Origin of the sequence: Streptomyces hoynatensis, from assembly GCF_003626535.1 — a bacterium.
GTDB classification, from domain to species: domain Bacteria; phylum Actinomycetota; class Actinomycetes; order Streptomycetales; family Streptomycetaceae; genus Streptomyces; species Streptomyces hoynatensis.
Genome location: NZ_RBAL01000008.1, coordinates 140,245 through 165,162, shown reverse-complemented (window position 1 = coordinate 165,162; position 24,918 = coordinate 140,245). Strand labels below are relative to the sequence as shown.

20 protein-coding genes are annotated in these 24,918 nt (G+C 75.4%); 13 read left to right on the top strand and 7 right to left on the bottom strand.

Going from position 1 to position 24,918, the window contains the following annotated elements; all coding sequences use genetic code 11:
• The first annotated feature begins 142 nt into the window (after positions 1-142).
• From otnK to D7294_RS15925, 7 genes are all read left to right on the top strand, one after another.
• Positions 143-1,444 carry a 3-oxo-tetronate kinase gene (otnK, locus tag D7294_RS15955; protein ID WP_120680166.1) on the top strand — a complete coding sequence of 434 codons (1,302 nt, stop codon included), beginning with the start codon at positions 143-145 and terminating at the stop codon, positions 1,442-1,444.
• Complete coding sequence (locus D7294_RS15950) at positions 1,441-2,088, top strand: class II aldolase/adducin family protein (RefSeq protein ID WP_120680163.1); 648 nt, start codon at positions 1,441-1,443, stop codon at positions 2,086-2,088. Before otnK ends, D7294_RS15950 begins: the two co-directional genes overlap by 4 nt.
• Before the next feature lie 305 nt (positions 2,089-2,393).
• A complete protein-coding gene (locus D7294_RS15945; protein ID WP_120680161.1) occupies positions 2,394-3,011 on the top strand; it encodes an AAA family ATPase in 618 nt (205 codons plus the stop codon).
• A 297-nt stretch (positions 3,012-3,308) separates the two neighbouring features.
• Positions 3,309-5,087, top strand: coding sequence for a fatty acyl-AMP ligase (locus D7294_RS15940; protein ID WP_158674636.1), 1,779 nt, complete (start codon positions 3,309-3,311; stop codon positions 5,085-5,087).
• Positions 5,084-6,880: an acyl-CoA dehydrogenase family protein gene (locus tag D7294_RS33725; protein ID WP_120680158.1), complete on the top strand. Its 1,797-nt coding sequence runs from the start codon at positions 5,084-5,086 to the stop codon at positions 6,878-6,880. Before D7294_RS15940 ends, D7294_RS33725 begins: the two co-directional genes overlap by 4 nt.
• A complete protein-coding gene (locus tag D7294_RS15930) occupies positions 6,870-8,552 on the top strand; it encodes an acyl-CoA dehydrogenase family protein (RefSeq protein WP_120680156.1) in 1,683 nt (560 codons plus the stop codon). The genes D7294_RS33725 and D7294_RS15930 overlap by 11 nt, the downstream gene beginning before the upstream one ends.
• A gap of 94 nt (positions 8,553-8,646) precedes the next feature.
• On the top strand, positions 8,647-8,928 hold the full coding sequence (locus tag D7294_RS15925) for an acyl carrier protein (RefSeq protein ID WP_120680154.1): 282 nt from the start codon (positions 8,647-8,649) through the stop codon (positions 8,926-8,928).
• Positions 8,929-9,039: 111 nt separating this feature from the next.
• Here D7294_RS15925 and D7294_RS15920 read toward each other — a convergent pair whose 3' ends face one another.
• Entirely contained in the window at positions 9,040-10,125 is a 1,086-nt protein-coding gene (locus D7294_RS15920; RefSeq protein ID WP_120680152.1) for a Gfo/Idh/MocA family protein, read from the bottom strand.
• Positions 10,126-10,232: 107 nt separating this feature from the next.
• On the opposite strand from D7294_RS15920, the gene D7294_RS15915 reads away from it, so the two are divergent.
• Positions 10,233-11,156, top strand: a complete 924-nt coding sequence (locus D7294_RS15915; protein WP_120680150.1) for an acetamidase/formamidase family protein — start codon at positions 10,233-10,235, stop codon at positions 11,154-11,156.
• Positions 11,157-11,309: 153 nt separating this feature from the next.
• Here D7294_RS15915 and D7294_RS15910 read toward each other — a convergent pair whose 3' ends face one another.
• From D7294_RS15910 to D7294_RS15890, 5 genes are all read right to left on the bottom strand, one after another.
• Entirely contained in the window at positions 11,310-11,549 is a 240-nt protein-coding gene (locus D7294_RS15910; protein ID WP_120680148.1) for a DUF5988 family protein, read from the bottom strand.
• A gap of 168 nt (positions 11,550-11,717) precedes the next feature.
• A complete protein-coding gene (locus tag D7294_RS15905) occupies positions 11,718-14,519 on the bottom strand; it encodes a helix-turn-helix transcriptional regulator (RefSeq protein WP_147450841.1) in 2,802 nt (933 codons plus the stop codon).
• A 313-nt stretch (positions 14,520-14,832) separates the two neighbouring features.
• Positions 14,833-15,642, bottom strand: coding sequence for an enoyl-CoA-hydratase DpgD (dpgD, locus tag D7294_RS15900; RefSeq protein WP_120680144.1), 810 nt, complete (start codon positions 15,640-15,642; stop codon positions 14,833-14,835).
• A 12-nt stretch (positions 15,643-15,654) separates the two neighbouring features.
• The gene (locus D7294_RS15895; RefSeq protein WP_120680142.1) at positions 15,655-17,115 is read right to left on the bottom strand and encodes an aldehyde dehydrogenase family protein; all 1,461 of its coding nucleotides are present in this window, start codon (positions 17,113-17,115) and stop codon (positions 15,655-15,657) included.
• A gap of 45 nt (positions 17,116-17,160) precedes the next feature.
• Positions 17,161-18,846 carry a thiamine pyrophosphate-binding protein gene (locus D7294_RS15890; RefSeq protein ID WP_120680140.1) on the bottom strand — a complete coding sequence of 562 codons (1,686 nt, stop codon included), beginning with the start codon at positions 18,844-18,846 and terminating at the stop codon, positions 17,161-17,163.
• A 458-nt stretch (positions 18,847-19,304) separates the two neighbouring features.
• Here D7294_RS15890 and dpgA point away from each other — a divergent pair, with 458 nt between their 5' ends.
• From dpgA to D7294_RS15865, 5 genes are all read left to right on the top strand, one after another.
• Positions 19,305-20,414: a 3,5-dihydroxyphenylacetyl-CoA synthase DpgA gene (dpgA, locus tag D7294_RS15885; protein ID WP_120680138.1), complete on the top strand. Its 1,110-nt coding sequence runs from the start codon at positions 19,305-19,307 to the stop codon at positions 20,412-20,414.
• Positions 20,415-20,573: 159 nt separating this feature from the next.
• Complete coding sequence (gene dpgB / locus D7294_RS15880; RefSeq protein WP_120680136.1) at positions 20,574-21,320, top strand: enoyl-CoA-hydratase DpgB; 747 nt, start codon at positions 20,574-20,576, stop codon at positions 21,318-21,320.
• Positions 21,317-22,744, top strand: a complete 1,428-nt coding sequence (dpgC, locus tag D7294_RS15875) for a (3,5-dihydroxyphenyl)acetyl-CoA 1,2-dioxygenase DpgC (RefSeq protein WP_120680134.1) — start codon at positions 21,317-21,319, stop codon at positions 22,742-22,744. Before dpgB ends, dpgC begins: the two co-directional genes overlap by 4 nt.
• A gap of 78 nt (positions 22,745-22,822) precedes the next feature.
• Positions 22,823-23,053, top strand: a complete 231-nt coding sequence (locus D7294_RS15870) for a FitA-like ribbon-helix-helix domain-containing protein (protein ID WP_120680132.1) — start codon at positions 22,823-22,825, stop codon at positions 23,051-23,053.
• Complete coding sequence (locus D7294_RS15865; RefSeq protein WP_120680130.1) at positions 23,050-23,454, top strand: type II toxin-antitoxin system VapC family toxin; 405 nt, start codon at positions 23,050-23,052, stop codon at positions 23,452-23,454. The genes D7294_RS15870 and D7294_RS15865 overlap by 4 nt, the downstream gene beginning before the upstream one ends.
• 180 nt (positions 23,455-23,634) lie before the next feature.
• Here the strand turns inward: D7294_RS15865 and D7294_RS15860 are convergent, their stop codons facing one another.
• Entirely contained in the window at positions 23,635-24,738 is a 1,104-nt protein-coding gene (locus D7294_RS15860) for an NADH:flavin oxidoreductase/NADH oxidase (protein WP_120680128.1), read from the bottom strand.
• Between the last annotated feature and the right edge of the window lie 180 nt (positions 24,739-24,918).

Here is a 24,918-nt window from a genome sequence, read left to right as displayed (position 1 = left end):
TCACATCCTGGGCCGCCCGGCGGACCGCCTCGCCGCCCCCCGGGCGGGCGAGACGGGCGACCCAGCGGACGACCGACCGCAGCACAGGGCGGACACGCGAGGCGGGCACCGAGGCCCGCACGCCGGACGAGAGGGAGGGCCGATGCCGCAACTGGGGGCCATCGCCGACGACTTCACGGGAGCGACGGACCTGGCGACGATGCTCGTCTCCCGCGGCTTCAGGACCGTGGTGACGGTCGGCCCGCCGCGGCCCGGGGAGACCGGGGCCGGGACCGAGGCCGACATCGGCGAGGCCGACGCCGTGGTCGTCGCCCTGAAGTCCCGCACCGCGCCGGTGCCCGAGGCGGTGGCCGACTCGCTGGCCGCCCTCGCCGCCCTGCGCGCCCTCGGCTGCGCGCGCTTCTACTTCAAGTACTGCTCCACCTTCGACTCCACCCCGGCGGGCAACATCGGGCCCGTTGCCGACGCCCTGCTCGACGCCCTCGGCGAGAGCCGCACCGTCGTCGTGCCCTCCTTCCCCGCCACCGGGCGCACCGTCTACCTGGCCCGGCTCTTCGTCCACGACCTGCTGCTGGAGGAGAGCCCCCTGCGCGACCACCCGCTGACCCCCATGCGCGACTCCCACCTCGGGCGCCTCCTCGCCCCCCAGACCCGGCGCCCGGTGCACCTGATCGGGCACGGCACCGTGCGGGCCGGGGCCGCGGCCGTGCGCCGGGCGCTGCGGGAACCGGCCGCCGAGGGCGCGCTGAGCGTCGTGGACGCCACCACGGACGAGGACCTGCGCGCCATCGCCGCGGCCACCGGCGACCTCGCGCTCGTCACCGGCGCCGCCGGACTCGCCCTCGGCCTGTCCGGGCCGCGCCCTGGGGCGGCCGCCCGCGCCCGCTCCGCCGGCGCCGGGCCGCGCGCCGTCCTGTCGGGCAGCGCCTCGGCCGCCACCCGCGCCCAGGTCGCCCGCGCCAGGCGGCGGCTGCCGCACCGGGCGCTGGACCTGGCCGCGGTGCGCCGCGATCCGGCCGCGGCCGTGGCCGGGCTGGCCGGCTTCGTCCGGGAGCACTGGCGCCGCGACCCCGGCACGCCGCCGCTGGTCTACGCCGTGGCCGAGGAGGGCGACCTCGCGCGCGGCCGGGCCGCGGCGGGCGGCGCGGACCCGGCCGCCGCCCTGGTCGAGTCGGCCCTCGCCCACCTGGCCGTGGAGCTGGTGACGGCCGGGGCCAGGCAGCTGATCGTGGCGGGCGGGGAGACCTCGGGGGCGGTGGTGACCGCGCTCGGCGTGCGCACCCTGCGCATCGGCGCGCAGCTCGCCCCTGGCGTCTCCTGGGCGCACGCCACCGCACGGGCCCAAGGGCGCGAACTGCCGGTGGATCTCGCCCTGAAATCCGGCAACTTCGGCGCCGCCGACCTCTTCCTCACCGCCTGGGAGAAGCTGGAGCAGCCCTCGTGAGCGCCGCGCTGCGCGCGGCGCTCGCCGCCGAGGGCGCCCGCCTCACCAACCTCGGCCTCAGCCCCGGCGCCTCGGGCAACATCAGCGTCCGGGACGGGGACACCGTGCTGATCACGCCCACCGGCCGGCCCATGGGCGGCCTCGACCCGAAGGAGCTGAGCGTGCTCGCCCTGGACGGCACCCACCTCGCCGGGCCCAGGCCGTCCAAGGAGTACCCGCTGCACCTCGCCTTCTACCGGCGCGACGCCACCGCGCAGGCCGCCGTGCACCTGCACTCGCGGCACGCCACCGCGGTCAGCTGCCTGCCGCCCTGGTCCCCGCGCAGCGCCGTCCCCCCGCTCACCCCCTACTTCGTCATGCGGGTCGGGCAGACCCCGCTGATCCCGTACGCCGCCCCGGGCGACCCGGCCCAGGCCGCGGCGCTCGAACGCCTCCCCTTCGCCTGCCGGGCCGCGCTGTTGCAGAACCACGGGCCCGTCACCAGCGGCCCCAGCCTCGCGGCGGCGGCCGACGCGGCGATCGAACTGGAGGAGGTCTGCGCCCTGCTCCTGCTGCTCGGCGGGCGCGAGGGCCGCCTCCTCGCCCCCGGGGAGGCGGCCGGGCTCGCCGAGCGCTACGGCACCCCGTGGGACACGTCACAATGAGCCGCCGGGGTCCGTCGTGAATTAACGCCGCCTCCCGCGCGCCCGCGGCGTCCCTTCCCGGCGGGCCGCGCAAGGACCGGGGAACGGCCCCGCGCCCGCCGGATCGCCACCCGCCCCACGCCGCGCCGTGGCGGCCGCAGGCGCGCGCCCTCGGCGTGCGCCCGGCGCGCTCGGCGCCCGGGGCGGTTTCCGCGGCCCGTACGCGGAAAGAGGAAACGACGAGGGCGCGCCGGTTTCCTCGGCCCGCCGCCTCGGGGGGACACATGCTGCGAGACGACCCGGCCGGCCCGTGCGGGAGCCCGCCCGTGCCGCGCGTCGTTGACCTGCGCGGGCGCGCCCAGGACCGGCCGCTCGCGCTGCGCTTCCCGCCCGGGCACCGCCTCGTCGTCTCCGGGCTGCCGGGCGGCGGCAAGTCCACCCTGATGCGCCGGGCCGCCGCGGGGCGCGGCGCCCTCCTCGTCGACGCGCAGGACGTGTGCGAGAGCTGGGCCCGCCGGCTGCCGGTCCGGCTGCCCTACCCCCTGCTGCGGCCCGCGGTCCGCCTGGCCCACTACGCCCGGCTGTGGCGGGCGTTGCGCCGCGGGGAGGGCGTCGCCGGCGTCGTCGTCCACGACTGCGGGCGCAACGCCTGGGTGCGCCGCTGGCTGGCGGCCGACGGCAGGCGGCGCGGGCGCGCCTACCACCTGCTGCTGCTCGACGTCCCCCCGGCGCTGGCGCTGGCCGGGCAGGCCGTCCGCCGCCGCTCGGTGTCGGCCGCCGCCTTCCGCCGCCACCGCAGGGCCCTGTCCCGCCTGGTCACCGACCTGACCGCGGGCCGCCTGCCGCCCGGCTGCGCCTCGGCGGTGCTGCTCGACCAGGCGGCGGCAGCGGCGGTCAGGGAACTCGCCTTCGCCGCCCCCGCCCCCGGGCCACGGCCCGTCTGAAACCCCCGCGGGCGGCCCGGCGCATGTGTCCCCGCAAAGATAACGGCGGCGTAAATTAAGTCACCGCTCAAAAGGGTCAATAAGTCACCACCCTTAAGTCACCACCCCTCGTCACCCCCGCCCAGGACGGCCCTTGACATGCCAGAACGGCCGTCCATAGGCTCGCCGAGGAACCGGGGGGCTCACCGTCTTGATGATCGACCTCCTCTGTCCGTGCTCACCGCGAAGCGACGAATTCCTGTTCCGATTGCTTTCTGTTTGAGGCCCTGCCTGAGCTGATCACAGAGGAGGATGTGGATGACAGTCCGCCTGGCCGACAAGGGGAATTTCAGGACCGCCTTCTACGACAGCATGGCGCTCGGCCCCGATCGGCCGGCCGTGATCCTGCTCAGGGAGGGCGGCCCCAGTGAAGGCGAGACCCTGACCTACCGGATGCTGGGCGAGGAGGCCGAGCGGCGCGCCAGATGGCTGCGCACCCGGCTGCCCGTCGGCTCCCGCGTGGTGCTCGCCCTGCCCACCAGCCGGGAGCTCGTGGTCGACTTCGTGGGCTGCCTGCTCGCCGGCATGGTCGCCGTCCCGCTGCCGGAACCCGAGTCCTCCGCCGAGGCCGCCCGCCGCTTCGCCTCCGTGCTGCGCGACAGCGGCGCGGGGCTCGTCCTCGCCAGGCGCGAGGACCTGCCGGGCACCGACCCGAAGGGCATCAGCGGCCCCCCGCTGAGCACCCCCGCCGCGCCGCTGCCCGACGGGGACATCGAGGTGGCGCCGGAGGACCTGGCCACCCCGGGGCCCGCCGACCCCGTGGTGCTCCAGTACACCTCGGGCTCCACCGGCGACCCCAAGGGCGTCGTCGTCACAGGCGGCAGCATGCTCGCCAACGTCGACGCCTACTCCCGGCAGCTCGGCCTCGGCCCCGGGGACCGCTTCGGCGGCTGGCTGCCGCTGCACCACGACATGGGCCTCTTCGCGCTGCTCGGCGCCGCCCTCCTCCTCGGCGGCTCCTGCGCCCTCATGCCGCCCACCGCATTCCTGAAGCGCCCCGCGGAATGGCTCGCCATGATGGACCGCCATTCCGTCACCGTCACGGCCGCCCCGAATTTCGCCCTGGACATGTGCATTCGGGGCATCAGCGAGGAGGCCGCGAAGGATATCGACCTCTCCCGCCTTCGTCTGCTCATCAACGGTTCCGAGCCCATTCACGCGCCCGTCATGACGGGATTCATGGAGCGTTTCGCCCGGAATGGATTCCGGCCCGAGGCGATGTGCCCCGGATACGGCCTCGCCGAGGTGACCGTTTACGTGACGAGTTCCCCGCCGGACGCGATGCCCCGGGTGATCGTCGCCGACAACGACGGCATAGGCAGGGGCGAGCTGATCCTGGCCGATGAGGGCCGCCAGCTCGTCAGCTGCGACGTCTCCGTCGGGCTCACCGTGCGCATCGTCGACCCGGCCACCCACGAGGCACTCCCCGAGGACCGCATCGGCGAGATCTGGCTGCGCGGCCCCAGCGTCACCGCGGGCTACTGGGGACGCGAGGACGTCACCAGGGAGACCTTCGGCCACACCACCGCCGACGGCGAGACCGGCTGGCTGCGCACCGGCGACCTCGGCGCCCTCCACGAGGGCGAGATCTACGTGACGGGCCGCCAGAAGGAGGTCCTCATCGTCCACGGCCGCAACGTCTGGCCCCAGGACCTGGAGGCCGAGGCCCGCGAGGCGCACGACGCGCTCGCCGGGCTCGTCGGCGCCGCCTTCAGCGTGCTCGCCCCCGACGAACGCCCCGTCCTGGTGCACGAGGTGCGCCCGGGACTCGACGAGGCCGCCCTGACCGGCGTCGTGCGGACGGTGCAGCGGCACATCAGCCGCGCCATGGGCGTCTCCCTCGGCAACATCCTGCTGGTCCGCCGCGGCCAGATCCGCCGCACCACCAGCGGCAAGATCCAGCGCGGCGTCATGCGGCAGCGGCTGCTCGCCGGCGAACTGCGCATCGTGCACGCCAAACTCGAACCCGGCGTCCGGGCACTCCTGGACGAGGCGGCGCGCGGCACCGCCCCCGAGCTCGCCGGGGAGGCCCGATGACGCCCCCGCAGGCCGGGCCGGTGGCCGAGACCACCGCCGCCCTCGACGTGCTGCTCGACACCCACCCCGAGGCGTCCGCCGCCCTCGACCCCGCCACCCTCTCCCGGCTCGACGAGGAGTCCGGCTTCCCCCGCGAGGCCACCGACCTGCTGGACCGGCTCGGCGTCCCGGCGCTCTACGTGCCCACCCGCTTCGGCGGCCGGCTGGAGAGCCAGGAGGAGCTGTTCCACGTGCTGCGGGTCCTCGGCCGCCGCGACGTGACCGTGGCCGTGGCCCACTTCAAGACCTACCTCGGCGCCGTCTCGGTCTGGCTCGCCGGCCGGCCCGAGCAGGCCGAGCGGCTCGGCCGGGAGATCATCGCGGGCAGCCGCGTCAGCTGGGCGCTCTCCGAGCCCGAGCACGGCGCCGACCTGCTCGCGGGCGAGGTCACCGCCACCCGCGAGGAAGGCGGCGAAGGCGGATACGTCCTGTCCGGCGTCAAGTGGCTGATCAACAACGCCACCCTCGGCAGCCACTGGTGCGTGCTCGCCAGGACCAGCCAGACCCCGGGCAGCCGCAGCCACAGCCTGCTCCTGGTCGGCAAGGAGGGCCTGCCCGAGGGCTCCTACCGGCCGCTGCCCAAGGTGGCCACCGTCGGCATCCGCGGCGCCGACATCAGCGGCGTCGGCTTCGAGGACACCCGCGTGCCCGCCACGGCCCTCGTCGGCCAGGAGGGCAAGGGAGTCGAGACGGTGCTGCGCGGGCTCCAGCTCACCCGCACCGCCTGCGCCGGGCTCTCCGCGGGCGCCGGGGAACACGCGCTGCGGATCGCCACCGCCTTCGCCGCGGAACACCAGGTCGGCGGGCGCCCGTTGATCGAGCGCCCCCACGTCCGCGAGGTCCTGGCGCGCTCCGCCGCCACCCTGCTCGCCGTCGAGGCCGTCGGCCGGGCCGGCGCCAGAAGCGCCCACGCGCTGACCGACGAGATGAGCGTCATCTCCGCCCTGACCAAGGCCGTCGCCCCCACCCTCGCCGACGGGCTGATCAGGGACCTCGCCGACCTCCTCGGCTCCCGCTCCCACCTGGCCGCCGGCTACGCCCACGGCGCCTTCCAGAAGGCGCTGCGCGACCACCAGATCGTCGGGATCTTCGACGGCAGCACCGTGGTCAACCGCCACGCCGTCGTCAACCACTTCCCGCGGCTCGCCCGCAACTACGCCTCCGGCACCGCCGACCTCGACGGCGTCGCCGAGGCCACCGCCCTCGGCTCTCCGGTGCGCCCCCTCGACCCCACCCGGCTGCAGGTGATGTCCCGCACCGGCTGCAGCATCGTGCAGGCGCTGCCCGCGGTCGCCGCACGCGTCGCGCGGGCCGCCGCCGCGGGCGAGGCGCCCGCCACCCTCGCCGAGGCGGCCGGGGCCGCCGAGGCCGCCGTCCGGCGCGTCCACGAGCGCATGGCCCGGGTGGCGCCCTCGCCCAAGCCGCCGATCGCCGCCTTCGACCTCGCCGCCGCCTACGAACTCGGCTTCGCCGCCGCCGTCTGCCTGCACGTGTGGGAGCGGCGCGCCGCCTCGGGGGCCGACGCCCGCTCCGCCGCCTGGGACGAGGCCCGCTGGGTGGAGGGCGCCCTGTGGGCCCTGCTGGACCGCCTCGGCGAGGCCGCAGGCCAGGAGCCGCGCCCGCTGCGCCGCGACCTGCGCGACGGACTGGTCGACTGGCTGGCCGAGGCCGTGGCCAAGGGCGAGCCGCTGACCCTGTTCGCCCGCCAGGCCACGGGCAACGACGCCGTTCAGGAGGCCGCCGATGAGCGTTGACCAGCACGCGCCCGCCGCCGCCCGGAGCGCGGACGCCCTTGAGGAACTCCTCGGCGACCCCTGGGACGCGGCCAACCCCGCCGGCTTCGAGCGGCTGCTCGCCGCCGACGAGGCCCGCGAGCCCGCCGCCGGCGCCGAGGCCACCCTCGGCACCTTCGGGCTCGGCGCCGAACTGGTGCCCGCCGCCCTGGGCGGCAGGTTCACCGACCTGCCGCGGCTGATCGAGGTGCTGCGCGCCCTGTGGCGCCGCGACCCCTCGCTCGGCTTCGGCGCGGGGCTGCGCCCGTTCCTCGCCGCGGCGCACGTCTGGGCCGCGGGCGACGCCGGGCAGCAACGCGCCGCCGCCGACGCCCTCCTGGCCGGCCGCCTCCCGGCCGCCGCCGAGGGCGCCCCCGGCTTCACCGCCGAACGCGACGGCGCCGGGTGGCGGCTGCGCGGCAGGCAGGAGATCGTCACCAACCTGCGGGAGGCGGACACCCTCGTCCTGACCGCCCGCACCCCCGAGGGGGACGCCACCTTCCGCCTCGACCTCGCCGCCCTGCCCGCCGACGGCGTCCGCCACCTGCCGCGGCTGCCCGGGGTCGGGATGCGCGGCCTTCGGCTCAGCGGCCTGGAGTTCCTCGACTGCCCCGTCCCCGCCGACGCGCTGCTCGGCGGCGCGCCGGGCACCGCGGCGGCGCTCCCGGTCTCCCTGCTCGCCCGCACCTGCCTGCCCGCCCTGTCCGCCGGCATCCTCGACACCGGGCTGCGCGCCGCCCTGGACTGCGCGCTGGGGCGGCAGCTCTACGGCGGCAAGGTCGCCGACCTGCCCTACGTCCAGGGCACCCTCGCCCGCTGCTTCGCCGACCTGCTCCTCGTCGACGCGTTCAGCGGCGCCGTGGCCAGGCTGCTGAGCCTGCTCCCGGCCCAGGCCGCCGCCCCGGCCGCCGCGCTCGGCCACCTCGGCCCGCGGCTCCTCATCGACGCCATGGACACGCTGCGCAGCGTGCCGGGCGCCCGCGGCTACCTGCACGAGGGCAGGCACGCCATCTTCCAGAAGCTGGGCCGCGACCTGCTGCCCGGAGGCTTCGGCGCCGACTCCCGCGCCGCCTGCCAGGCCGGGCTGCTCGACCTGCTGCCCGGCCTGACCCGCGCCGGCCGGCCCGCAGAACCGGCCGTGCCCCGGGGCCTGTTCCCCGCGGGCACGGCGGACCTCCCGCCCCTCGACTTCGCCGCCCTCGCCACCGCGGGCGCGGCAGCCGACCCGCTCGCCGGAACGCTCCTCGCGGTCGCAGGCGACACCCCGCAGGACGGCCTGCCGGGGCGGCTGGCCCGGCACTTCCTGGCCGAACTCGACCGGGTGCACGCGGAGGGCGCCGCCCTCGACCCGGCGCGCCCCGCGCTCGACGCCGAGCCGGAGGAACTGCGCGTCGCCCACCGTTACGCGGTCGTCCTCGCCGCCGCCGCCTGCCTGGGCACCTGGGACGCGGGCCGGAAGGCGGGCGACCCGCGCACCGGGGACGACACCTGGCTGTGCGCCGCCCTCGACCGGCTCTGCTCCCTGACGGGTGGCCCGCGGGTCCTCACGGAGGCCGAACGGGCGGACGTCGAGGAGGAGATGTTCCGCGCGGCCTGCCGGCGCTTCGAGGAGCGACGGCTGTTCGACCTGACCTACCGGGCGGTTCCCGGCTGACCGCCCCGATCCGCTTCCCACCGCACGCCGCGCGGCCAGGCCGGAACGCCGGGAGCGCGGCCCACCACCGCCGCCCAGAAACGGAGTTACGCCGATGTCCGAGCCCGCCGAGAGCGCACCCGCCGCGCAGACCAAGGAGCTGGAGGAGTTCATCACCGCGAAGGTGGCCCACTACCTCCAGACCAGCCAGGACGCCATCGACCCCGAGCTGTCGCTGACCGAGTACGGCCTGGACTCGCTCTACGCGGTCTCGCTGTGCGGGGACATCGAGGACGCCTTCCACACCTCGGTGCCGCTCACCCTGATCTGGGACTACGACACCGTCAGGTCCCTGGCCGCGGCGGTGAGCGCGAACCTGCAGGAGGCCGCCTCCTGATCCCGGCCCCCTGGCCTTCCGGGCGTCCCGCCGGCCGCGGGGCCCCGGCCGCGGAGCGCTCCGCGGCCGGGGCCCCGCGCGGCGTTCCCGCGCCGTGGAGCAGCGGGGGAATCAGCCCGCCCACGCCTCCCGGCCGACGGCGACCGGCGCGCCGGTCCGCGCGGACTCGTTGATCGCGAGGCCGAGCAGGTGGTCCTGGCAGCCCTCGGCCAGCGGGTAGGGCTCCGGGCCCGCGCCGCGCACCCAGGCCCCCGTCCGGCACAGCAGGTCCACGACGGCCAGGTCGTCCTCGGTCAGGGCCGCGCCCACATAGGGGTTGCGGTAGACCACCCGGCCGTCGAAGGAGATGTGGTGCACGTCGAAGCCCTCCAGGTTGAGGTCGACGCCGGTCAGCCTGCGCTCCAGCCGCGACTCCACCGGCGTGCGCGGGTCGGCCAGCCGCACCACCCGGTCGTCGACGATCTCGCCGAGCGAGCCGCGCACGACCATCCGCCTGGCCCGCAGCGGGTTCCACCACTGGTTGTCGGTGAAGTCGTACAGGCCGACCCGGCCCCCGAAGTCGAGCAGCGCGAGGGTGGTCGTCGCCTCCTGCGGCGTGGCGTCGCCGGTCCACTCGCCGCCCTGGGCGAGCGGGTTGGCGAGCGGGGCCGTGAAGGCGCTCGCCCGCACGGTCGCCGGCGCGAAGCCCACGCCGAGCGACTGCCGGATCAGCGCCACCGCGTGGTACAGGTGCGTGGACGACATCTGCACCGAGGTCACCTCGCCGATCACCGACTCGCGCAGCAGCGCCAGCCGGGCCGCGTGCCCGGGCATCAGCGGGTACTGCTCGGCCACCTGCACCAGCCCCGAGGCCCCGGTGTCCCGCCACAGCTCCCGCAGCCCCGCCACGTCGGGCGCCGGGGGCGTCTCCGCGAGCACCGGCAGCTCGCGGCGCACGAGTTCCCGCGTCACCTCGGGCGTCACCGGCCAGGGCACCGAGGGGATCACGAACTCCGGGTCGCCCGCGCCCAGCAGCCCCTCCAGATCGGTGAAGGCGGGGACCTGCCACTCGGCCTCGACCTCGGCCGCGCGCGCGGCCGTCCTCGTCACCACCCCCGTCACCGTGAGCCGGCGCGGCAACGCCCGCGCCAGGCGCAGGAAGAACGCGGAACGCCAGCCGCTGCCGACCAGCGCGAAACGTATGGGTGCCTCAGTCATGCGTGGTGCTCCTTACCTGGACCGCCGCCAGGGGCGGAGGCGGTCGGCGACCATACTGGGCGCGGACCCGCTCCGAGGTCCACTGCCTCAGGGGAAGCGAGCACGCCGTGGCCGAGCACCTACTGGACGCCACCCCCGCGACCGTCACCGACGTCTTCTCGGCCGGGCTGCCGCCGGTGCTGAGCGTCGAGCCGGGGGACTCGGTCCTCGTCCACTCCCTCGACTCCTCCGGGCACCTGGAGCGGCAGCGCACGCCGGGCGAGCCGCGCCCGCTGATGTTCCAGGACCGGCGCGGGCACTGCCTGAACGGCCCGATCGCGGTGCGCGGGGCCGAGCCGGGGATGGCGCTCGCCGTGCGGATGGACTCCCTGCGCCCCGACTCCTGGGGCTGGACGGTCGCCGGGGGAGCCGACACCCCGGTCAACCGCAGGCTGGGCCTGGCCGGCGGGGAACGCACCTGGCTGCTGTGGGAGGTCGACGCCGACCGCGGCACCGCCACCAGCCAGTACGGCCACACCGTGCCGCTGGCGCCCTTCCTCGGGGTGGTCGGCCTGCCGCCCGCCGAGCCGGGCGAGCACTCCACCGTTCCGCCGCGGGCGCAGGGCGGCGGCAACATCGACTGCCGCGAACTGGTCGCCGGATCGACGCTGTTCCTGCCGGTGACCGTGCCGGGGGCGCTGCTGTGCGTGGGGGACGGGCACGCCGCCCAGGGCGACGGCGAGGTCTCGGGCACCGCCATCGAGTGCGGCATGACCAGCCGCCTGACCCTGGGCCTGGTCGAGGAGCCGCCGGTGCCCGGCGTCCACGCCCGCACCCCGGCCGGGCGGCTGACGTTCGGCTTCGGCGCGGACCTCAACGAGGCGACGGCGCAGGCGCTTGAGGCGATGGTCGGCTGGATGACCTCGCTGTTCGGCCTGGCGGCGCCCGCCGCGCTCGCCCTGGCGAGCGCCACGGTGAGCCTGCGGGTGACGCAGGTGGCCAACCGGGTCTGGGGCGTGCACGCCCTGCTGCCCGAGGGGGCGGTGCGCTGAGGCGGGCGGCACCCCGAGCCGCCCGCCTCGCCCACCGGGCCGGGGCCGCGTCGCAGGGCGCCCGCCCGGAGCTCGGCTCCCGCCCGCCGGGGCCCGCCCGGCCGGCGCGTCCGCCGCCCCGCGGCCGCCCGGGGTGCGGGAGGTCCCTGGGGACTACTCGGCGATCTTCGTCCGCCTGGTCCAGCGGAAGCGCCAGGCCGCCCCGGTGGCCCCGCGCCTGGACTCCTCGACCAGCTCGAAGTGCTCGTAGCCGCCGCGGTGCGGCACCTTGACCTTGCGGGCCGAGCCCTCGATCCGGCGGGTCCGCGCGGACTGCGGCAGATCGAGGGGACCGCCTTCGAGTATGGCGTCGACGGTGCCGTCGTCCGCGGCCGTGTCGGAGAACTTGCTCATCGGCGTCCTTCCCTCGGTGAACTCGACCGGTGCTGTGGCCCCTCACCTGCCCGCGCGGCTGCCGGCCCGGCGAGAGCGCACCGGAGACGAGGGAACGGCACGTTTGTAACCGCGGGTTCTTAAGCCCCCCTTGGCGGGCGCCGGACCGGGAACGTCCCGGCGGCGGCCTCACTCCGCGTGCAGGCTCAGCGGCAGGTCGGTCCTGCGCTTCACGTTCAGCTTCCGGTACACGTGCGTCAGGTGCTGCTCGACCGTGCTGACGGTGATGAAGAGCTTCGTGGCGATCTGCCGGTTGGTGTGCCCCTGGGCGGCCAGGGACGCCACCCGCCGCTCCGCGTCGCTCAGCTCCGCCAGCTCCTCGGCCGCCGCCGGCTGCGGCCCCTCCGCCGCCTGGCCGTTCAGCGCCCGCAGCAGCGGCTCGGCCCCGCAGGCCTGGGCGAGCCGGTGCGCCCTGCGCGCCACCACCCGGGCCTGCGCGTGCTCGGAGAGCGCGGCCAGGGTGCGGCTCTGCTCGGCCAGCACCTGCGCCAGCTCCCACTGGTCGCCGGCGTGCTGCAGCGCCTCGGCCGCCTCCCGCAGCAGCCCGAGCCGCTCGCGGGGCGGGCTCGCCGCCGCCAGCGTGCGCAGGGTGATGCCGCGGATGCGCGAGGGCGCGTCGCCCAGCAGGCCGAGCTGCTCCAGGGCCAGGCGCCTGGCCTCGGCCACCTCGTTCTGCTCCAGGTGACAGTGGGCCAGCTCGGTGCGCCAGGGGATCAGCACCGGCCGGTCCAGCTCCCAGCGGCTCATCAGCCTGCCGCACGCCTGGAAGTCGGCGCGCGCGGCCTGCCGCCTGCCGAGCGCCAGGTGGTGCCGGCCACGGGCCCGCAGGTAGAGCAGCCCGAGGGTGGTGTGGAACAGCGCCTCGGGCACCGGCACCTTCAGGTGCTCGGCGGCCTCCTCGTGGCGGCCCATGCCGGTGGCCGTCATCACCAGGCAGGACAGCGGGACGCCGATCACCACCCCCCAGCCCTTCGGCGGGATGATCGTCAACGCGGTGGAGGCGTGCCCGGCGGCGGCCCGCAGGTCGCCCTGGTGCAGCGAGATCTGCCCGCGCAGCGCGCAGAAGAGCGCGTGCCAGGTCGGGGTGGCCCGCACCCCGGCCTCCTTGATGAAGGAGTCGCACCAGGCGGCGGCGTCGTCCAGCCGGTCGAGGTGCAGCAGCGTCACCAGGGCGGAAAGCAGCGGGGCGAGCGAGACGTTGTCCAGCGGCACGCCCTCCAGCACCCGCTGCGCCTTCGCGGCCGGGGTGTCGTCGTGCGGCCGGTGGTTGAGGATGGCGTCCAGGGCGGCGGCGGCCGGGTGCAGCGGGTCGGCCTTCCCCTCGGGCAGGGGGGACGGGCCGGCTCTTCGCGTCCCCTCCAGCCGTCTGGCCAGCTCCGGGTAGGTGAAGGGCAGCGAGAGCCGGGTGAGCTGGACGTCGAGGGCGGACTCGATGTCGGCGTCCGCCTCCGTGGCGGAGGCGTTCTCCCGCAGGTGGGTGAGCGCCTCGGTGGCCTCGTCGAGCCTGCCGTGCCACAGCAGGTAGTTGACCGGGGTGATGGCCCGCGGGCCCACCAGGTGGCCCTCGCGGATGGCGTCGGTCAGCTGCGGCAGGTGGGAGCCGATCGACAGCGGGTTCAGCTGCCACTGGGCCGAGGTCATCATGCTCATCAGCTCGACGCGCTCCTGCTCGTCGGAGCACTCCGCGTGCGCGAGCCGCAGGCAGCGGATCGCGAAGGTCGGGTCCCCCTCGGCCAGCGCCGCCTCCGCCGCCTCCCGCAGCACCCCGACCACCCAGGGCCCTTGCGGCGCCTCGCAGTCCACGAGGTGCCCGGCCACGACGCCGGCCGGCGCCCCGGCCCCGTACAGGGCCTCGGCGACCCGGGACTGCAGCTGGGAGCGCTCGTGCCGCGGCATGCCGGTGAGGACGGCCTCGCGGATGGCGGGGTCGCGGAAGCCCTCCCCGGCGAGCAGCCCGGTGGTGCCGAGGATGCGGATGGCCTGATCCGCCGATCCGCTGCCGGGCTTGGCGCACAGTTCGAGCAGGGCGGGGGTGGCGTCCTCGCCGAGCACGGCGAGGGCCTGGGCGACCCGCAGCACGTCGGCGCCGCAGCGGTAGAGGCAGGCGAGCACGGCCTGTTCGTAGACCTGGCCGGTCACCGGCCCGGCCGCGCCCGGCCGCGCGCCGAGCCTGTGGTCGTCGACCAGGGCCTGCAGGAGCAGCGGGTTGCCGCCGCTGAGCTGGTGGTACGCCTCGGCCAGGCCGTGGTCGCGCGGCAGGCCGAGCGTCCGGCTGAGCATCTCGTGCACCCCGGCCCTGGACAGCGGGGCCAGGCGCAGGTAGCGGCAGCCGGGGCGGTGCAGGATCTCGGCCTGCAACACGGCGTGGGACTGGTCGAGTTCGGTGGACTGGGTGAAGAGCGCGAGGATGCGGGCCGCCGAGGACCTGCGCATCAGCTGGGCCAGGCAGCGCAGGGAGAGGGCGTCGGTGTGCTGGGCGTCGTCCACGACGACGATCAGCGGCGCCTCCTGGGCGAGGCCGAGCAGGTCGTTGCACAGGCCGTGCAGCAGCGGGGCGGTCACGTGGTCGGCGAGCCCGGGCGCCGCGTCCGGCGCGCCCGCGGAGCGGACCTCGTGGTCGAGCTGCCGCGCGATCCGCTCGGCGGTGCCGGGCGGGATGCCGTCGGCCCCGTGGAGCAGCTGGCTGACGACCCCGAGGGGTAACGTCCGCTCCGCCCGCGAGGCCGCCGCGCTGAGTACCACCGCCCCGCTCCGGCTCGCCGCGTCCTCGACGAAAGCCTTGATTAGGGCGGTCTTTCCCAGCCCGGTGGCGCCGCAGATCACGGCGATCCGGCCACTGCCTCCCAGGCTCTCGGAGAGCAGTTCCGCCAAGATATCGAGCTCGTTGTCCCGGTCGAACAGCAGCATCGTTCCCCCTGAGGCGTACTGCAAGCAGCTTCCTGTGCATAAGGTATCCGCAAGGATGCATCGCGAACAGGGACTTCACGCTGCCTCACGATTACTACACGTGATAGGACGAGTTCACCCGGGGGGTCGGTTCCGGGGCCTGGCGGTTATTTTTTGGTTAAGCGGCATGTCTTTGCGGAGGTAGACGCGGTGCGGGAGGCGGGCGGAGGCGGCGGTTAGACGGTGGGATTCGGCCACCCGGTGATATGCCGAGGGCCCGTCCAAAACGGCGGGCGTTAACGAATCTGACGGTCCGGTTCAATTTGAAAGGGGGAGTTCCGGTTACTCGCCGGTCGGCTTACTCGCCAGTCCACTTCGGCTCGCGTTTCTCGACGAATGCCCTGGGACCCTCCTGCGCATCACTGCTGTGCATGCGCCGCTCCTCCCACACGTACCTGGCGGTGAATGCCTCGGGAAGGGGGAGGGTCGCCGAGACGGTCGCCGCCTCCTTGATGGCCCGCACGGCCAGCGGGGCGCAGCGCAGCAGATCGGCCAGCCAGCCCTCGACGCACTCGTCGAGCCGCTCGCCCGGCACCACCTCGTTGACCAGCCCGAGTTCGTACGCCCGCGCCGCCGACATCCGGCGGCCGGTCATCAGGTGCCCCAGGGCCACCCGGAAGGGCGCCTGGCGCGTCAGCCGGAACACCCCGCCCGCGCCGGCGATCAGCCCCAGCCTGGCCTCCGGCAGCCCGAACTCGGCGTGCTCCGCGGCCAGCACGATGTCGCAGGCCATGGCCAGCTCGAAGCCCCCGCCGAGCGCGTAGCCGTTGACCCGCGCGATCAGCGGCTTGGGCTGCGAGAAGCGCTCGGTCAGCCGCGGATACCCCGGCTTGCCGCGGCTGCCGAAGCTGGAGACGGCGCGCTCGGGTTCCCCCTCGATGCGCCGCACCAGCTCCTTGAGGTCCTGCCCCACGGAGAAGGCCCGCTCGCCCGCGCCGGTGAGCACTCCCGCCCAGATCTCGTCGTCCGCCTCGAAGTCGTCCCAGATCTCGGCCAGTTCGGCGTGGGTGCGCAGGTCCATCGCGTTGAGCACCTCGGGCCGGGACAGGGTGATCCAGGCCACGCGGCCGCGCTTCTCGTAGCGCACCCGCGGCGGCTCGCCGGTCATCGACGCCACCTTTCAGAAGGGGAAGGGCCGGGCGGCGCCCCGCACCGTCAGCCACTGCCACTGGGTGAACTCGTCCCAGTTGTTCTCCGAGCCGTGGCGGCTGCCGTTGCCCGAGGCGCCGCGCCCGCCGAAGGGAATGTGCGCCTCGTCGTTGATGGTCTGGTCGTTGACGTGGACCAGGCCGGTGCGCAGCCGGCCGGCGACGGCAAGGCCACGCTCGGCGGAACCGGTCTGCACGGCGGCGCTCAGGCCGTACTCGGTGTCGTTCGCCACCGCCACCGCCTCCTCCTCGTCGGCCACCACAACCACGGGCGCGACGGGGCCGAATATCTCCTCCCGGAAGGCGGGCATCTCCCGGGTGACGCCGGTGAGCACCGTCGGCCGGTAGCAGAGGTCCTCGTGGGCGGCGCCGGTGCGCACCACCGCGCCCGCGGCCACGCTCTCGCCGACGATCCGCTGCACCCGCTCCAGCTGGGCCCCGCTGATCAGGGGGCCGAGATCCACGTCCTCCCGCCAGGGGTCGCCCACCCGCAGCTTCCCGGCCCGCTCCACGAGCCGCTCCACGTACCGCTCGGCCACCGACTCCAGCACGATGTGCCGGCCGGCGGTCATGCAGATCTGCCCGGAGTGGAAGAAGGAGGCCCAGGCCCCCGCGGAGGCGGCGGCGTCCAGGTCGGCGTCGTCGAGGACGATCAGGGCGTTGTTCCCGCCGAGTTCGAGCGAGGCCCGCTTCAGCAGCCGGCCCGCGGTCTCGCCCACCCGGCGGCCGACGGCGGTGGAGCCGGTGAAGGCGATCATCGCCACGTCCGGGTCCTCCACCAGCGCCGAGCCCGCCTCCGCGCCGCCGGGCAGCACGTGCAGCACCCCGGGCGGCAGCCCGGCCTCCTCGAAGATCCGGGCGGCCGCCCAGCCGCCCGACACCGGCGTGTGCGGGTCCGGCTTGAGGACCACCGCGTTGCCCAGGGCCAGCGCGGGGGCGGCGGCGCGCATGCCGAGCAGCAGCGGCACGTTCCACGGGCTGATCACGCCGACCACGCCGAGCGGCACCCGGCGGCCGACGCTCGCCCGGCCGGGCTCCGAGGGCAGCAGGTGGCCGCCCGGGCGCTCGGGCAGCGCCGCGGCGGCCCAGAACTCGTCGATCACCGCGCCCACTTCGTACTCCGCCTTGCCGCGGGTGCCGCCGCCCTCGCGGATCAGCCAGCGGGCGACCTCCTCGCGCGCCTCCTCCAGCACCCGGGCGGCCCGGCGCAGCACCGCCGCCCGCTCCGCCGGGTGGGCGGCGCCCCACGCCGGCTGCGCCGCGGCGGCGCGGCCGGCCGCGGCGCGCACGTCGGCGGCCGAGGCGAAGCCGACCCGGGCGAGCGGTTCGCCGGTTGCGGGCTCGCGCACCTCGGCCGTGCCGCCCAGGGGCTCGCTCCAGCCCTCGCTGAAGACCTTGTCCCTCAGCTCCTCGGGGTTCAGCAGGGGGGACATGCGGCGACTCCTTCGGGATGTGGCCGGCCCGCGGCCGGCGCGTGGTCAGGCTCCGGCGGAATGGCCGGTGATCGGCACGTCGACGAGGAACGGCGCCTCGCCCGCGGCCGACTTGGCGATCAGTTCGGCGAGGTGCCCTGCGCTCGTGGCGCGGGCCGCGCCGATGCCGAAGAACTCCGCGGCCCTGGTGAAGTCCAGGCGCGGCGGGGCGAGATCGAGGCCGAGGTAGCGCCCGGCGCGGGTGGACTCGCTCCCCCAGGAGTCCAGGGTCTCCTTCAGCGTGCGGTACTCGCCGTTGTTCATCACCACGAAGGTCACCGGCACCTCGTGGCGGGCGGCGGCCCACAGGCCCTGGAGCCCGAACATCGTGCAGCCGTCCCCGAGCACCGCGACCACCGGCCGCGAGGGGTCGCCGAGCCGGCGGCCGACGGCGGCGCCGATGCCCCAGCCGAGGCCGCCGCCCACGGTGTGCACGTAGGACCCGGGCCGGTCCAGGGCGAGCACCTCGCGCAGCTTGATGCCCGCGGTGATGGCCTCCTCGACGACCACCGCGTCCGCGGGCAGCGAGGAGGCCACGGCGTGCACGGCCGCCAGCGGGTCGAGCGGCGCGTCGCCGTACCCGGCCAGCGCGCGGCGCTCCACCTCGGCCCTGCGCCGCGCGGCCCGTTCACCGGCCGCGGCCAGGCGGGCGGCGGCCTCGGGCACGCGGCCGCGCAGCAGCCGCGAGAGCGCGGCGAGGGTGGCGGCGATGCCGCCGACGAGCCCGAGGTCGACGGGGAAGGTGCGGCCCGGCTCGGCCGGGTCGCAGTCGAGCTGGAGGACCCGCATCCCGTCGGGAAGAGGCGGGCCCGGGGTGTAGTGGTGGGCCATGAAGGCGTGGGTGCCCACCACGAAGACGAGGTCGTGCCCGGCCAGCCGCTCCCTGATCCCGGCGTAGGTCGCGGGCAGCATCCCGCCGTACAGGGGGTGCGAGCCGGGGAAGTCCACGCCGTCGTTCATCGGCTGGTGGTACGTCACCGCGCCGAGGCACTCGGCGAGTTCGGTCAGCTCGGCGACGGCGCCCGCCCGGCCGACCCCGTCGCCCGCCACCACGGCGGGCCGCTCGGCGGCGGCCAGCAGCGCGGCCGCCTCGGTGAGGCCGGTGGCGGGCCCGGGGGGCGCGAGCCGGGATGCGGCCGGCACCTCCACGGGCCCCGGCTCCTGCAGCAGGTCCATCGGGATCGACAGGAAGACCGGGCCCGCGGGGGGCTGCACCGCGAGCGCGAAGGCCCGGCGCAGCAGCATCGGCAGGTCGTGGGCGTGCTGCACGTCGAAGGTGTGCTTGACCGCGGCCCTGGCCAGACCCACCAGGTCACCGGAGAGCATCGGGTCGGCGGCCAGGTGCCGCCGGTCCTGCTGCCCTGCCGTCACGACCAGCGGCGTGCGCGAACGCGAGGCGTTGAGCAGCCCGATCAGGCCGTTGGCGAGGCCGGCCGCGATGTGCAGGCTGACGAACGCCGGGCGGCCGGTGGCGCGGGCGTAGCCGTCGGCCATCGCCACCACCGAGCCCTCGTGCAGGCCGAGGACGTACTCGATGCCGGGCGCGGTGGCCAGCGCGTCGGTGAACGGCAGCTCGCTCGTTCCCGGGTTGCCGAAGACGCGGGTGACGCCCTCGTCGCGCAGGATCTCGAGGAACGCCTCGGCCGGGCTGAACCGCCTCGCCCTTTCCCGCGGCTGGAGCGAATCCTGCAAGGTATTCCCACCTCATTACTGCGATTACCGAGGGCGAGCGGAATTACTGTGGGTGAGCGGGTCGTTCAGCCGGAGCATACTCCGCGCCACCGGGTTTTGGCCACAGCCGATTTGTAAGTCACCGGGCCTCGCCGGGGCGGGGCGGACCCGGCCGCCCCCGGGCGCGCGGCGGGCGGACCGGGGGCGCCGCCAGGGGCCCGGCCAGGGAAGGACGCCGCCGGGCGCCGGTACCCCTATGACTCCCCTATGTCCCTGGCGCCACCCGCGAAAGAGGGCCGCGCAATTCTCGGGTACCCCCCGTGATCACCGTGCGGTAGCGTGCGGTGAACCAGCCCGGGGAATTCTTCCGGACGGTTCACGGATATGTGCCCCGCGATTCGACCGGAGTACACATGGGCCAGGCAGTCGACATATCGGACCCGGCGGAAAAGACGACGTTCGGCGGAAAGACCGGCGGAATGAGCAACGCGAAGACCGACGGGACGTTCGACGGGATACGCGCCGAGGAGCTCGGCGCGAGCGGGGTGCGGATACTGTCGGTGGGCTGGGCGACCCCGCCCACCTCCTACACGCAGCGCGAAGTCCTCGACATGTTCCGCGTGACGGACCCGCGGGTCAGGTCGATCTTCCTGAACAGCGCCATCGAGCGCCGCTGCCTCACCCTGCCCGAGCCGGGCCCCGACGGCACCCCGAGCCCGGAGAGCCAGGGCGAACTGCTGCGCAAACACCGCGTCCAGGGCCTCGACATGGGCGGCAGGGCCGTGCAGAACGCGCTGAAGAACGCCGGGGTCGACCTCGGCGACGTCGACTACCTGTGCTGCGTGACCACCACCGGATTGCTCACCCCGGGATTCAGCGCCCTGCTCATCCGCGAACTCGGCCTGCGTTCCGACTGCAGCCGCCTCGACGTCGTCGGCATGGGCTGCAACGCCGGCCTCAACGCGCTGACCGCGGTGGTGGGCTGGGCCGCCGCCCACCCGGGACGCACCGCCGTCATGCTGTGCACCGAGGCCTGCTCCGCCGCCTACGTCTTCGACGGCACCATGCGCACCTCGGTGGTCAACAGCCTGTTCGGGGACGGCGCCGCGGCCGTCGTGGTGCAGGCCGCGCCCGAGGCGCCCCGCGAGGGGCCGCAGGTGCTGCGCTTCGCCAGCTGCCTGATCCCCGAGGCCATCGACGCGATGCGCTACGACTGGGACGACCAGGCGGGCAAGTTCAGCTTCTACCTCGACCGGGACGTGCCCTACGTCGTGGGCGCGCACGCGGAACTCGTCGTCGACCGGCTCCTGGCGGGCACCGGGGTGCGGCGCAGCGAGGTCGCCCAGTGGATCGTCCACTCCGGCGGCAAGAAGGTGATCGACGCGGTCATGGTCAACCTCGGCCTGACCAGGCACGACCTCAGGCACACCACGGGCGTGCTGCGGGACTTCGGGAACCTGTCCAGCGGCTCCTTCCTGTTCTCCTACGGCAGGCTGCTGGACGAGGGCGTGCTGGAGAAGGGCGACCACGTGGTGTTCATGACCATGGGCCCCGGCTCCACGATCGAGACGGCGCTGCTCCGGGTGTGAGCCCGGCGCCGCCGGGAGGCCGCGGAAACCACCCGCCCGGCTCCGTGCCCCGCGCCGGAGCCGTGCCCCGGGCCGGGGAAAACCGCGGGCACCGGAAGAAAACGCAAGGACGGAACGCTGGAAAGTCCCTTCGGGGACGGCCGATTCAGGCGGTGGACATTGTCAACAAGCAAGGCTGAGCCCCAGGAGGGGGCGGGCGCGGACGTCGAGCTGGTGATCGACTCCGCCGGGCCGCTGTCCCAGGAGCTGATCACCGGGCTCAACGAGCTGTGCGAGCGGGTCGAGGACGCCCCCGACGAGGTCCTCGTCGTGCTGCGCCTGCGCGCGTCCGGCGCGGCGGGCGGGCAGGACCCGGCCCAGGGGCCGCGCTCCTGGCCGGGCGAGGGCGTCGGCATTCACCTCGTCAACCGGTGGGAACGCGCCCTGCGGCGCCTGGAGCGGCTCGGCGCGGCGACCGTCGCGGTGGCCGAGGGCCCCTGCGGCGGCCCCGCCCTGGAGACGCTGCTCGCCACCGACTACCGGCTCGGCACCCCCGGCACCACCATCGAACTCCCCGCCAGCTCGGGCGAGTTCTGGCCGGGCATGGCCGTGCACCGGCTGGCCAACCAACTCGGCGTGGTCCGCGCCCGCCGCCTCGTGCTCTTCGGCGCGGGCCTGACGGCCGCCGAGTCCGTGCAGGCCGGGCTGCTCGACGAGATCGTCACGGACGTGGCCGAGGGCATCAGGGCCGCCAGGGAGCTGACCGCGCGCGTCACCGGGAGCGAACTCGCCCTCCGCAGGCGGCTGCTCCTGGAGGCCGCCACCACCAGCTTCGAGGAGGCGCTCGGCGCCCACCTCGCGGCCTGCGACCGCACCCTGCGCCGCGGGCAGCGGGAGGCCGGCACCGTCCCGGCGGTCGCCCCGTGACCGCGCCGGGCGCCGCGCGCGCCACCCACCCGTCCGGCCCCCAGTCCGGCGGCCACCCCGACGCCGATTCCGCCGAGGCGGGCCGCCTCGAAGCCTGGCTGGCCGGCGAGCCCGTGCCCGGCGGGACGCTCGCCGCCGACGCCGGGCGGCTGGCCGCGTACGCCGCCGAAGGGGACGCCCTGCTGGCCGCCATGCCGCCGCGCCTGGACCGCACCCCGGGTCAACTCGCCCGCGCCGAACGGGTCCACGAGTCCTGCCGCCGGGTGCGCTCCCGGTTCGCCCACCGGCACGCCGCGGCCCTGTACGCCGAGCTGACCGAGTCGATGACCAGGTACCTGCGGCTGCCTGAACTCGCCTACGCCGCGGCCGAGCGCTACCCGGGCCTGCTGCCCACCAGGGAGCGGATCGCCGGGGAGCTCGCGCACATCCAGGCGGGCAAGGAGGGCTGGGAGATCGACCAGGGCATCTTCCTGCGCGCCGTGCTGCGGCTGCCGGAAGAGGGCCGCCACCTGATGGACGCCATGCTGCGCCCCACCCCGAGGGCGGAGGAACTGCTGCCCGCCTTCCGCCGCGAGGGCCGCGTGGAGCTGCCCGCCCTCCTCCTCGAACGCCGCGGCGGGGCCGCCCACCTGACCTTCCACAACCCGCGGGCCCTCAACGCCGAGGACAACGGGCTGATCGCCGACATGGAGACCGCCGTCGACCTCGCGCTGCTCGACGAGCAGGTGCGGGTCGGGGTGCTGCGCGGCGGCGTGATGACGCACCCGCGCTACCAGGGCCGCCGCGTCTTCAGCGCCGGGATCAACCTCAGCGACCTGCACAAGGGGCGCATCAGCTACCTGGACTTCCTGATGGGCCGCGAGATGGGGTACATCGCCAAGCTGGTCCACGGGCTGCTGACCGAGCCGGAACCGGCCGCCTGGCCGCGGCGCACCGTCCAGAAGCCCTGGATCGCCGCCGTGGACACCTTCGCCATCGGCGGCGGCATGCAGTTGCTGCTCGCCGTGGACCACGTGCTGGCCGCCGCCGACTCCTACCTCAGCCTGCCCGCCGCCCAGGAGGGCATCATCCCCGGCGCCTCCGACTTCAGGCTCACCAGGATCGCCGGGGCCAGGCTCGCCCGGCAGATCATCCTCGGCGGGCGCAAGCTGTGGGCCGCCGAGCCCGAGGCGCGCTGCCTGGTGGACGAGGTGGTGGAGCCCGGGGAGATGGACGCGGCCGTCGAGGCGAGCGTCGCCCACTTCGACAGCCCCGCCGTGGTCGGCAACCGCCGGATGATGAACCTCACCGACGAGCCCCGCGACGCCTTCCGCGCCTACCTGGCCGAGTTCGCGGTGGAGCAGGCGCTGCGGATCTACAGCCGCGACGTCATCGACAAGGTGGAACGCCGCTACGCCGCCAGGTCCCGCCGGCCGGCGGACTGAACCGGCAAGGCAGCGGCCGGGCGGCGCAGACGCCCGGCCGTGCCAGCGTTCTGCATGCTTTGCGACTAGAGTTGTTGCATGGCCACACTCTACGTCCGGGATTTGTCCGACGACGCGCTTGCCGAGCTCAAGATCAGAGCCGCCAGGAACCGGCAGTCTCTTCAGTCGTACGCCAGAACACTGCTGGAGCAGGAGGCGGCGACACCGACCACCGAGGACGTCATCGCGCGGATCAGGGAGCGGGTGACCGCGAGGCTGTCCACGAGCGAGGTGCTCGCCGAGATCGAGTCGGGGCGGGAGCGCACGTGATCGTGGTGGATGCGGGCGCGGTCGTCCACCTCGTGGCGGACGCCGGCCCGGTGGGGGAGGCGGTACGCAAACGCGCCGAATCGGAGCGCCTCGCCGCGCCGTATCTGCTGGACGTCGAGGTCGCCTCGGCGCTGCGTGGCCGGCATCGCGGCGGCAAGCTGACCGATGCCCAACTCGACGCGGCCTGGGACTCGTTCGTCCTCCTGCCCGTCAGGAGGATGGAACACATGCCGGTGCTGCCGCGGGTGCGTGAGTTGTGGACCAACCTGTCGCCGTACGACGCCACTTACGTGGCCCTGGCCGAGGGGCTCGGGGTCCCGCTGGTCACCGGCGACGCCAGGATCGCACGCGCCGGCCGGGCCCGCTGCCCCGTCGAGACCTTCACCGAGTCGCACCTGTGAGGACCCCGAATGCGCGCCTGCCCCGTGCGTGCCTCATGCACGAGCCCGGGGGCGGAGGTCCCGCCCGGTCGATCCGGCCGGGCGGGGCCGACTGCGCGCGCCGGGATGCCGGCCGGCCGAGGGCGTCCCGGCCGGCCGCGGTGACCGCCGCGTGGCCCGGGCCCGGCCGGGGCCGGCCGGCTAGGCGCGGTGGTACTGGACCGGTCCCGCGACCTCGCCGCCGAGTTCCGCGGCGGCCCGGCGCGGCCAGTACGGGTCGCGCAGGAGCTCGCGGCCCAGGAGGACGGCGTCGGCCTGGCCGGTGGCCAGGATCTCCTGGGCCTGGGCCGGCTCGGTGATCAGGCCGACCGCCGCCGCCGGCAGGCCGGCCTCGTTGCGGATGCGCGCGGCGAAGGGCACCTGGTAGCCGGGGCCCGTCTCGACCCTGGCGTCGGGGAGGTTGCCCCCGGTGGAGACGTCCATGAGGTCCACGCCGTGCGCCTGGAGCTCCTTGGCCAGCCGGACGCTGTCCTCCGCGGTCCAGCTCTCGCGGTCGTCCTCCGGGTTCTCGGCGACCCAGTCGGTGGCGGAGACCCGGAAGAAGACCGGCAGTTCCTCGGGCCACACGCCGCGGACGGCGTCGGCGACCTCCAGGGCGAAGCGGGTCCTGCCCTCGAAGGAGCCGCCGTACGCGTCGGTGCGGCGGTTGCTGTGCGGGGAGAGGAACTGGTGGATCAGGTAGCCGTGGGCGCCGTGGACCTCGGCGACCTCGAAGCCGGCCTGCCGGGCGCGCCGTGCCGCGTCGGCGAACTGCCCCACGAGCCCGCGGATCTGCTCCACGGTGAGCTCCTCGGGGCGGGTCGAGGCGGGGGAGAAGGGGAGGGCGCTGGGGCCGAGCGGCGTCCAGCCGTGCGGCTCGTCCGGGGCGATCTGCCGCCCGCGGTCCACCCAGGTGCGCTCGGTGGACGCCTTGCGGCCGGCGTGGGCGAGCTGGATGCCGGGCACGGTGCCCTGCTCCTTCAGGAAGGCGACGATGCGCCGGAACGCCGCGACCTGGGCGTCGTTCCAGATCCCGAGGTCGTAGGGGCTGATGCGGCCCTCGGGGCTGACGGCGGTGGCCTCGGTGAGGATCAGCCCGGCGCCGCCGGTGGCGCGCGCCCCGAGGTGGACGAAGTGCCAGTCCGTCGGGACGCCGGCGGCCTCGCCCTCCGGTGCCGCGCTGTACTGGCACATCGGGGCCATCCAGATGCGGTTCGGAATGGTCAGGGACCTGAGGGCGTAGGGGGTGAACAGGGTGGTGCTCACGTCGACCTCCTGGTGCGGCGCCCGGCGGCGCCGGGCGGATGGTGGGGGCGCGGGGCGGCCTCGGCCCGCGTCCGGTGCGGTGGCGGGCGGCGATCCGCCGCCCAGGGGCCCCTGCCCGCCGTGGCACACCCGGGCCGCGGGTGCGCCCACGGCGGCCGGAGGGCCGGAGCACGGCGGGCG

Excerpts from the sequence above, each read along its gene's own strand:
- otnK (WP_120680166.1), top strand. The coding sequence starts at position 143 with ATGCCGCAACTGGGGGCCATCGCCGACGACTTCACGGGAGCGACGGAC.
- D7294_RS15940 (WP_158674636.1), top strand. The coding sequence starts at position 3,309 with ATGACAGTCCGCCTGGCCGACAAGGGGAATTTCAGGACCGCCTTCTAC.
- D7294_RS33725 (WP_120680158.1), top strand. The coding sequence starts at position 5,084 with ATGACGCCCCCGCAGGCCGGGCCGGTGGCCGAGACCACCGCCGCCCTC.
- D7294_RS15930 (WP_120680156.1), top strand. The coding sequence starts at position 6,870 with ATGAGCGTTGACCAGCACGCGCCCGCCGCCGCCCGGAGCGCGGACGCC.
- D7294_RS15925 (WP_120680154.1), top strand. The coding sequence starts at position 8,647 with ATGTCCGAGCCCGCCGAGAGCGCACCCGCCGCGCAGACCAAGGAGCTG.
- D7294_RS15920 (WP_120680152.1), bottom strand. The coding sequence starts at position 10,125 with ATGACTGAGGCACCCATACGTTTCGCGCTGGTCGGCAGCGGCTGGCGT.
- D7294_RS15910 (WP_120680148.1), bottom strand. The coding sequence starts at position 11,549 with ATGAGCAAGTTCTCCGACACGGCCGCGGACGACGGCACCGTCGACGCC.
- dpgD (WP_120680144.1), bottom strand. The coding sequence starts at position 15,642 with ATGACCGGCGAGCCGCCGCGGGTGCGCTACGAGAAGCGCGGCCGCGTG.
- D7294_RS15895 (WP_120680142.1), bottom strand. The coding sequence starts at position 17,115 with ATGTCCCCCCTGCTGAACCCCGAGGAGCTGAGGGACAAGGTCTTCAGC.
- dpgA (WP_120680138.1), top strand. The coding sequence starts at position 19,305 with ATGAGCAACGCGAAGACCGACGGGACGTTCGACGGGATACGCGCCGAG.
- D7294_RS15870 (WP_120680132.1), top strand. The coding sequence starts at position 22,823 with ATGGCCACACTCTACGTCCGGGATTTGTCCGACGACGCGCTTGCCGAG.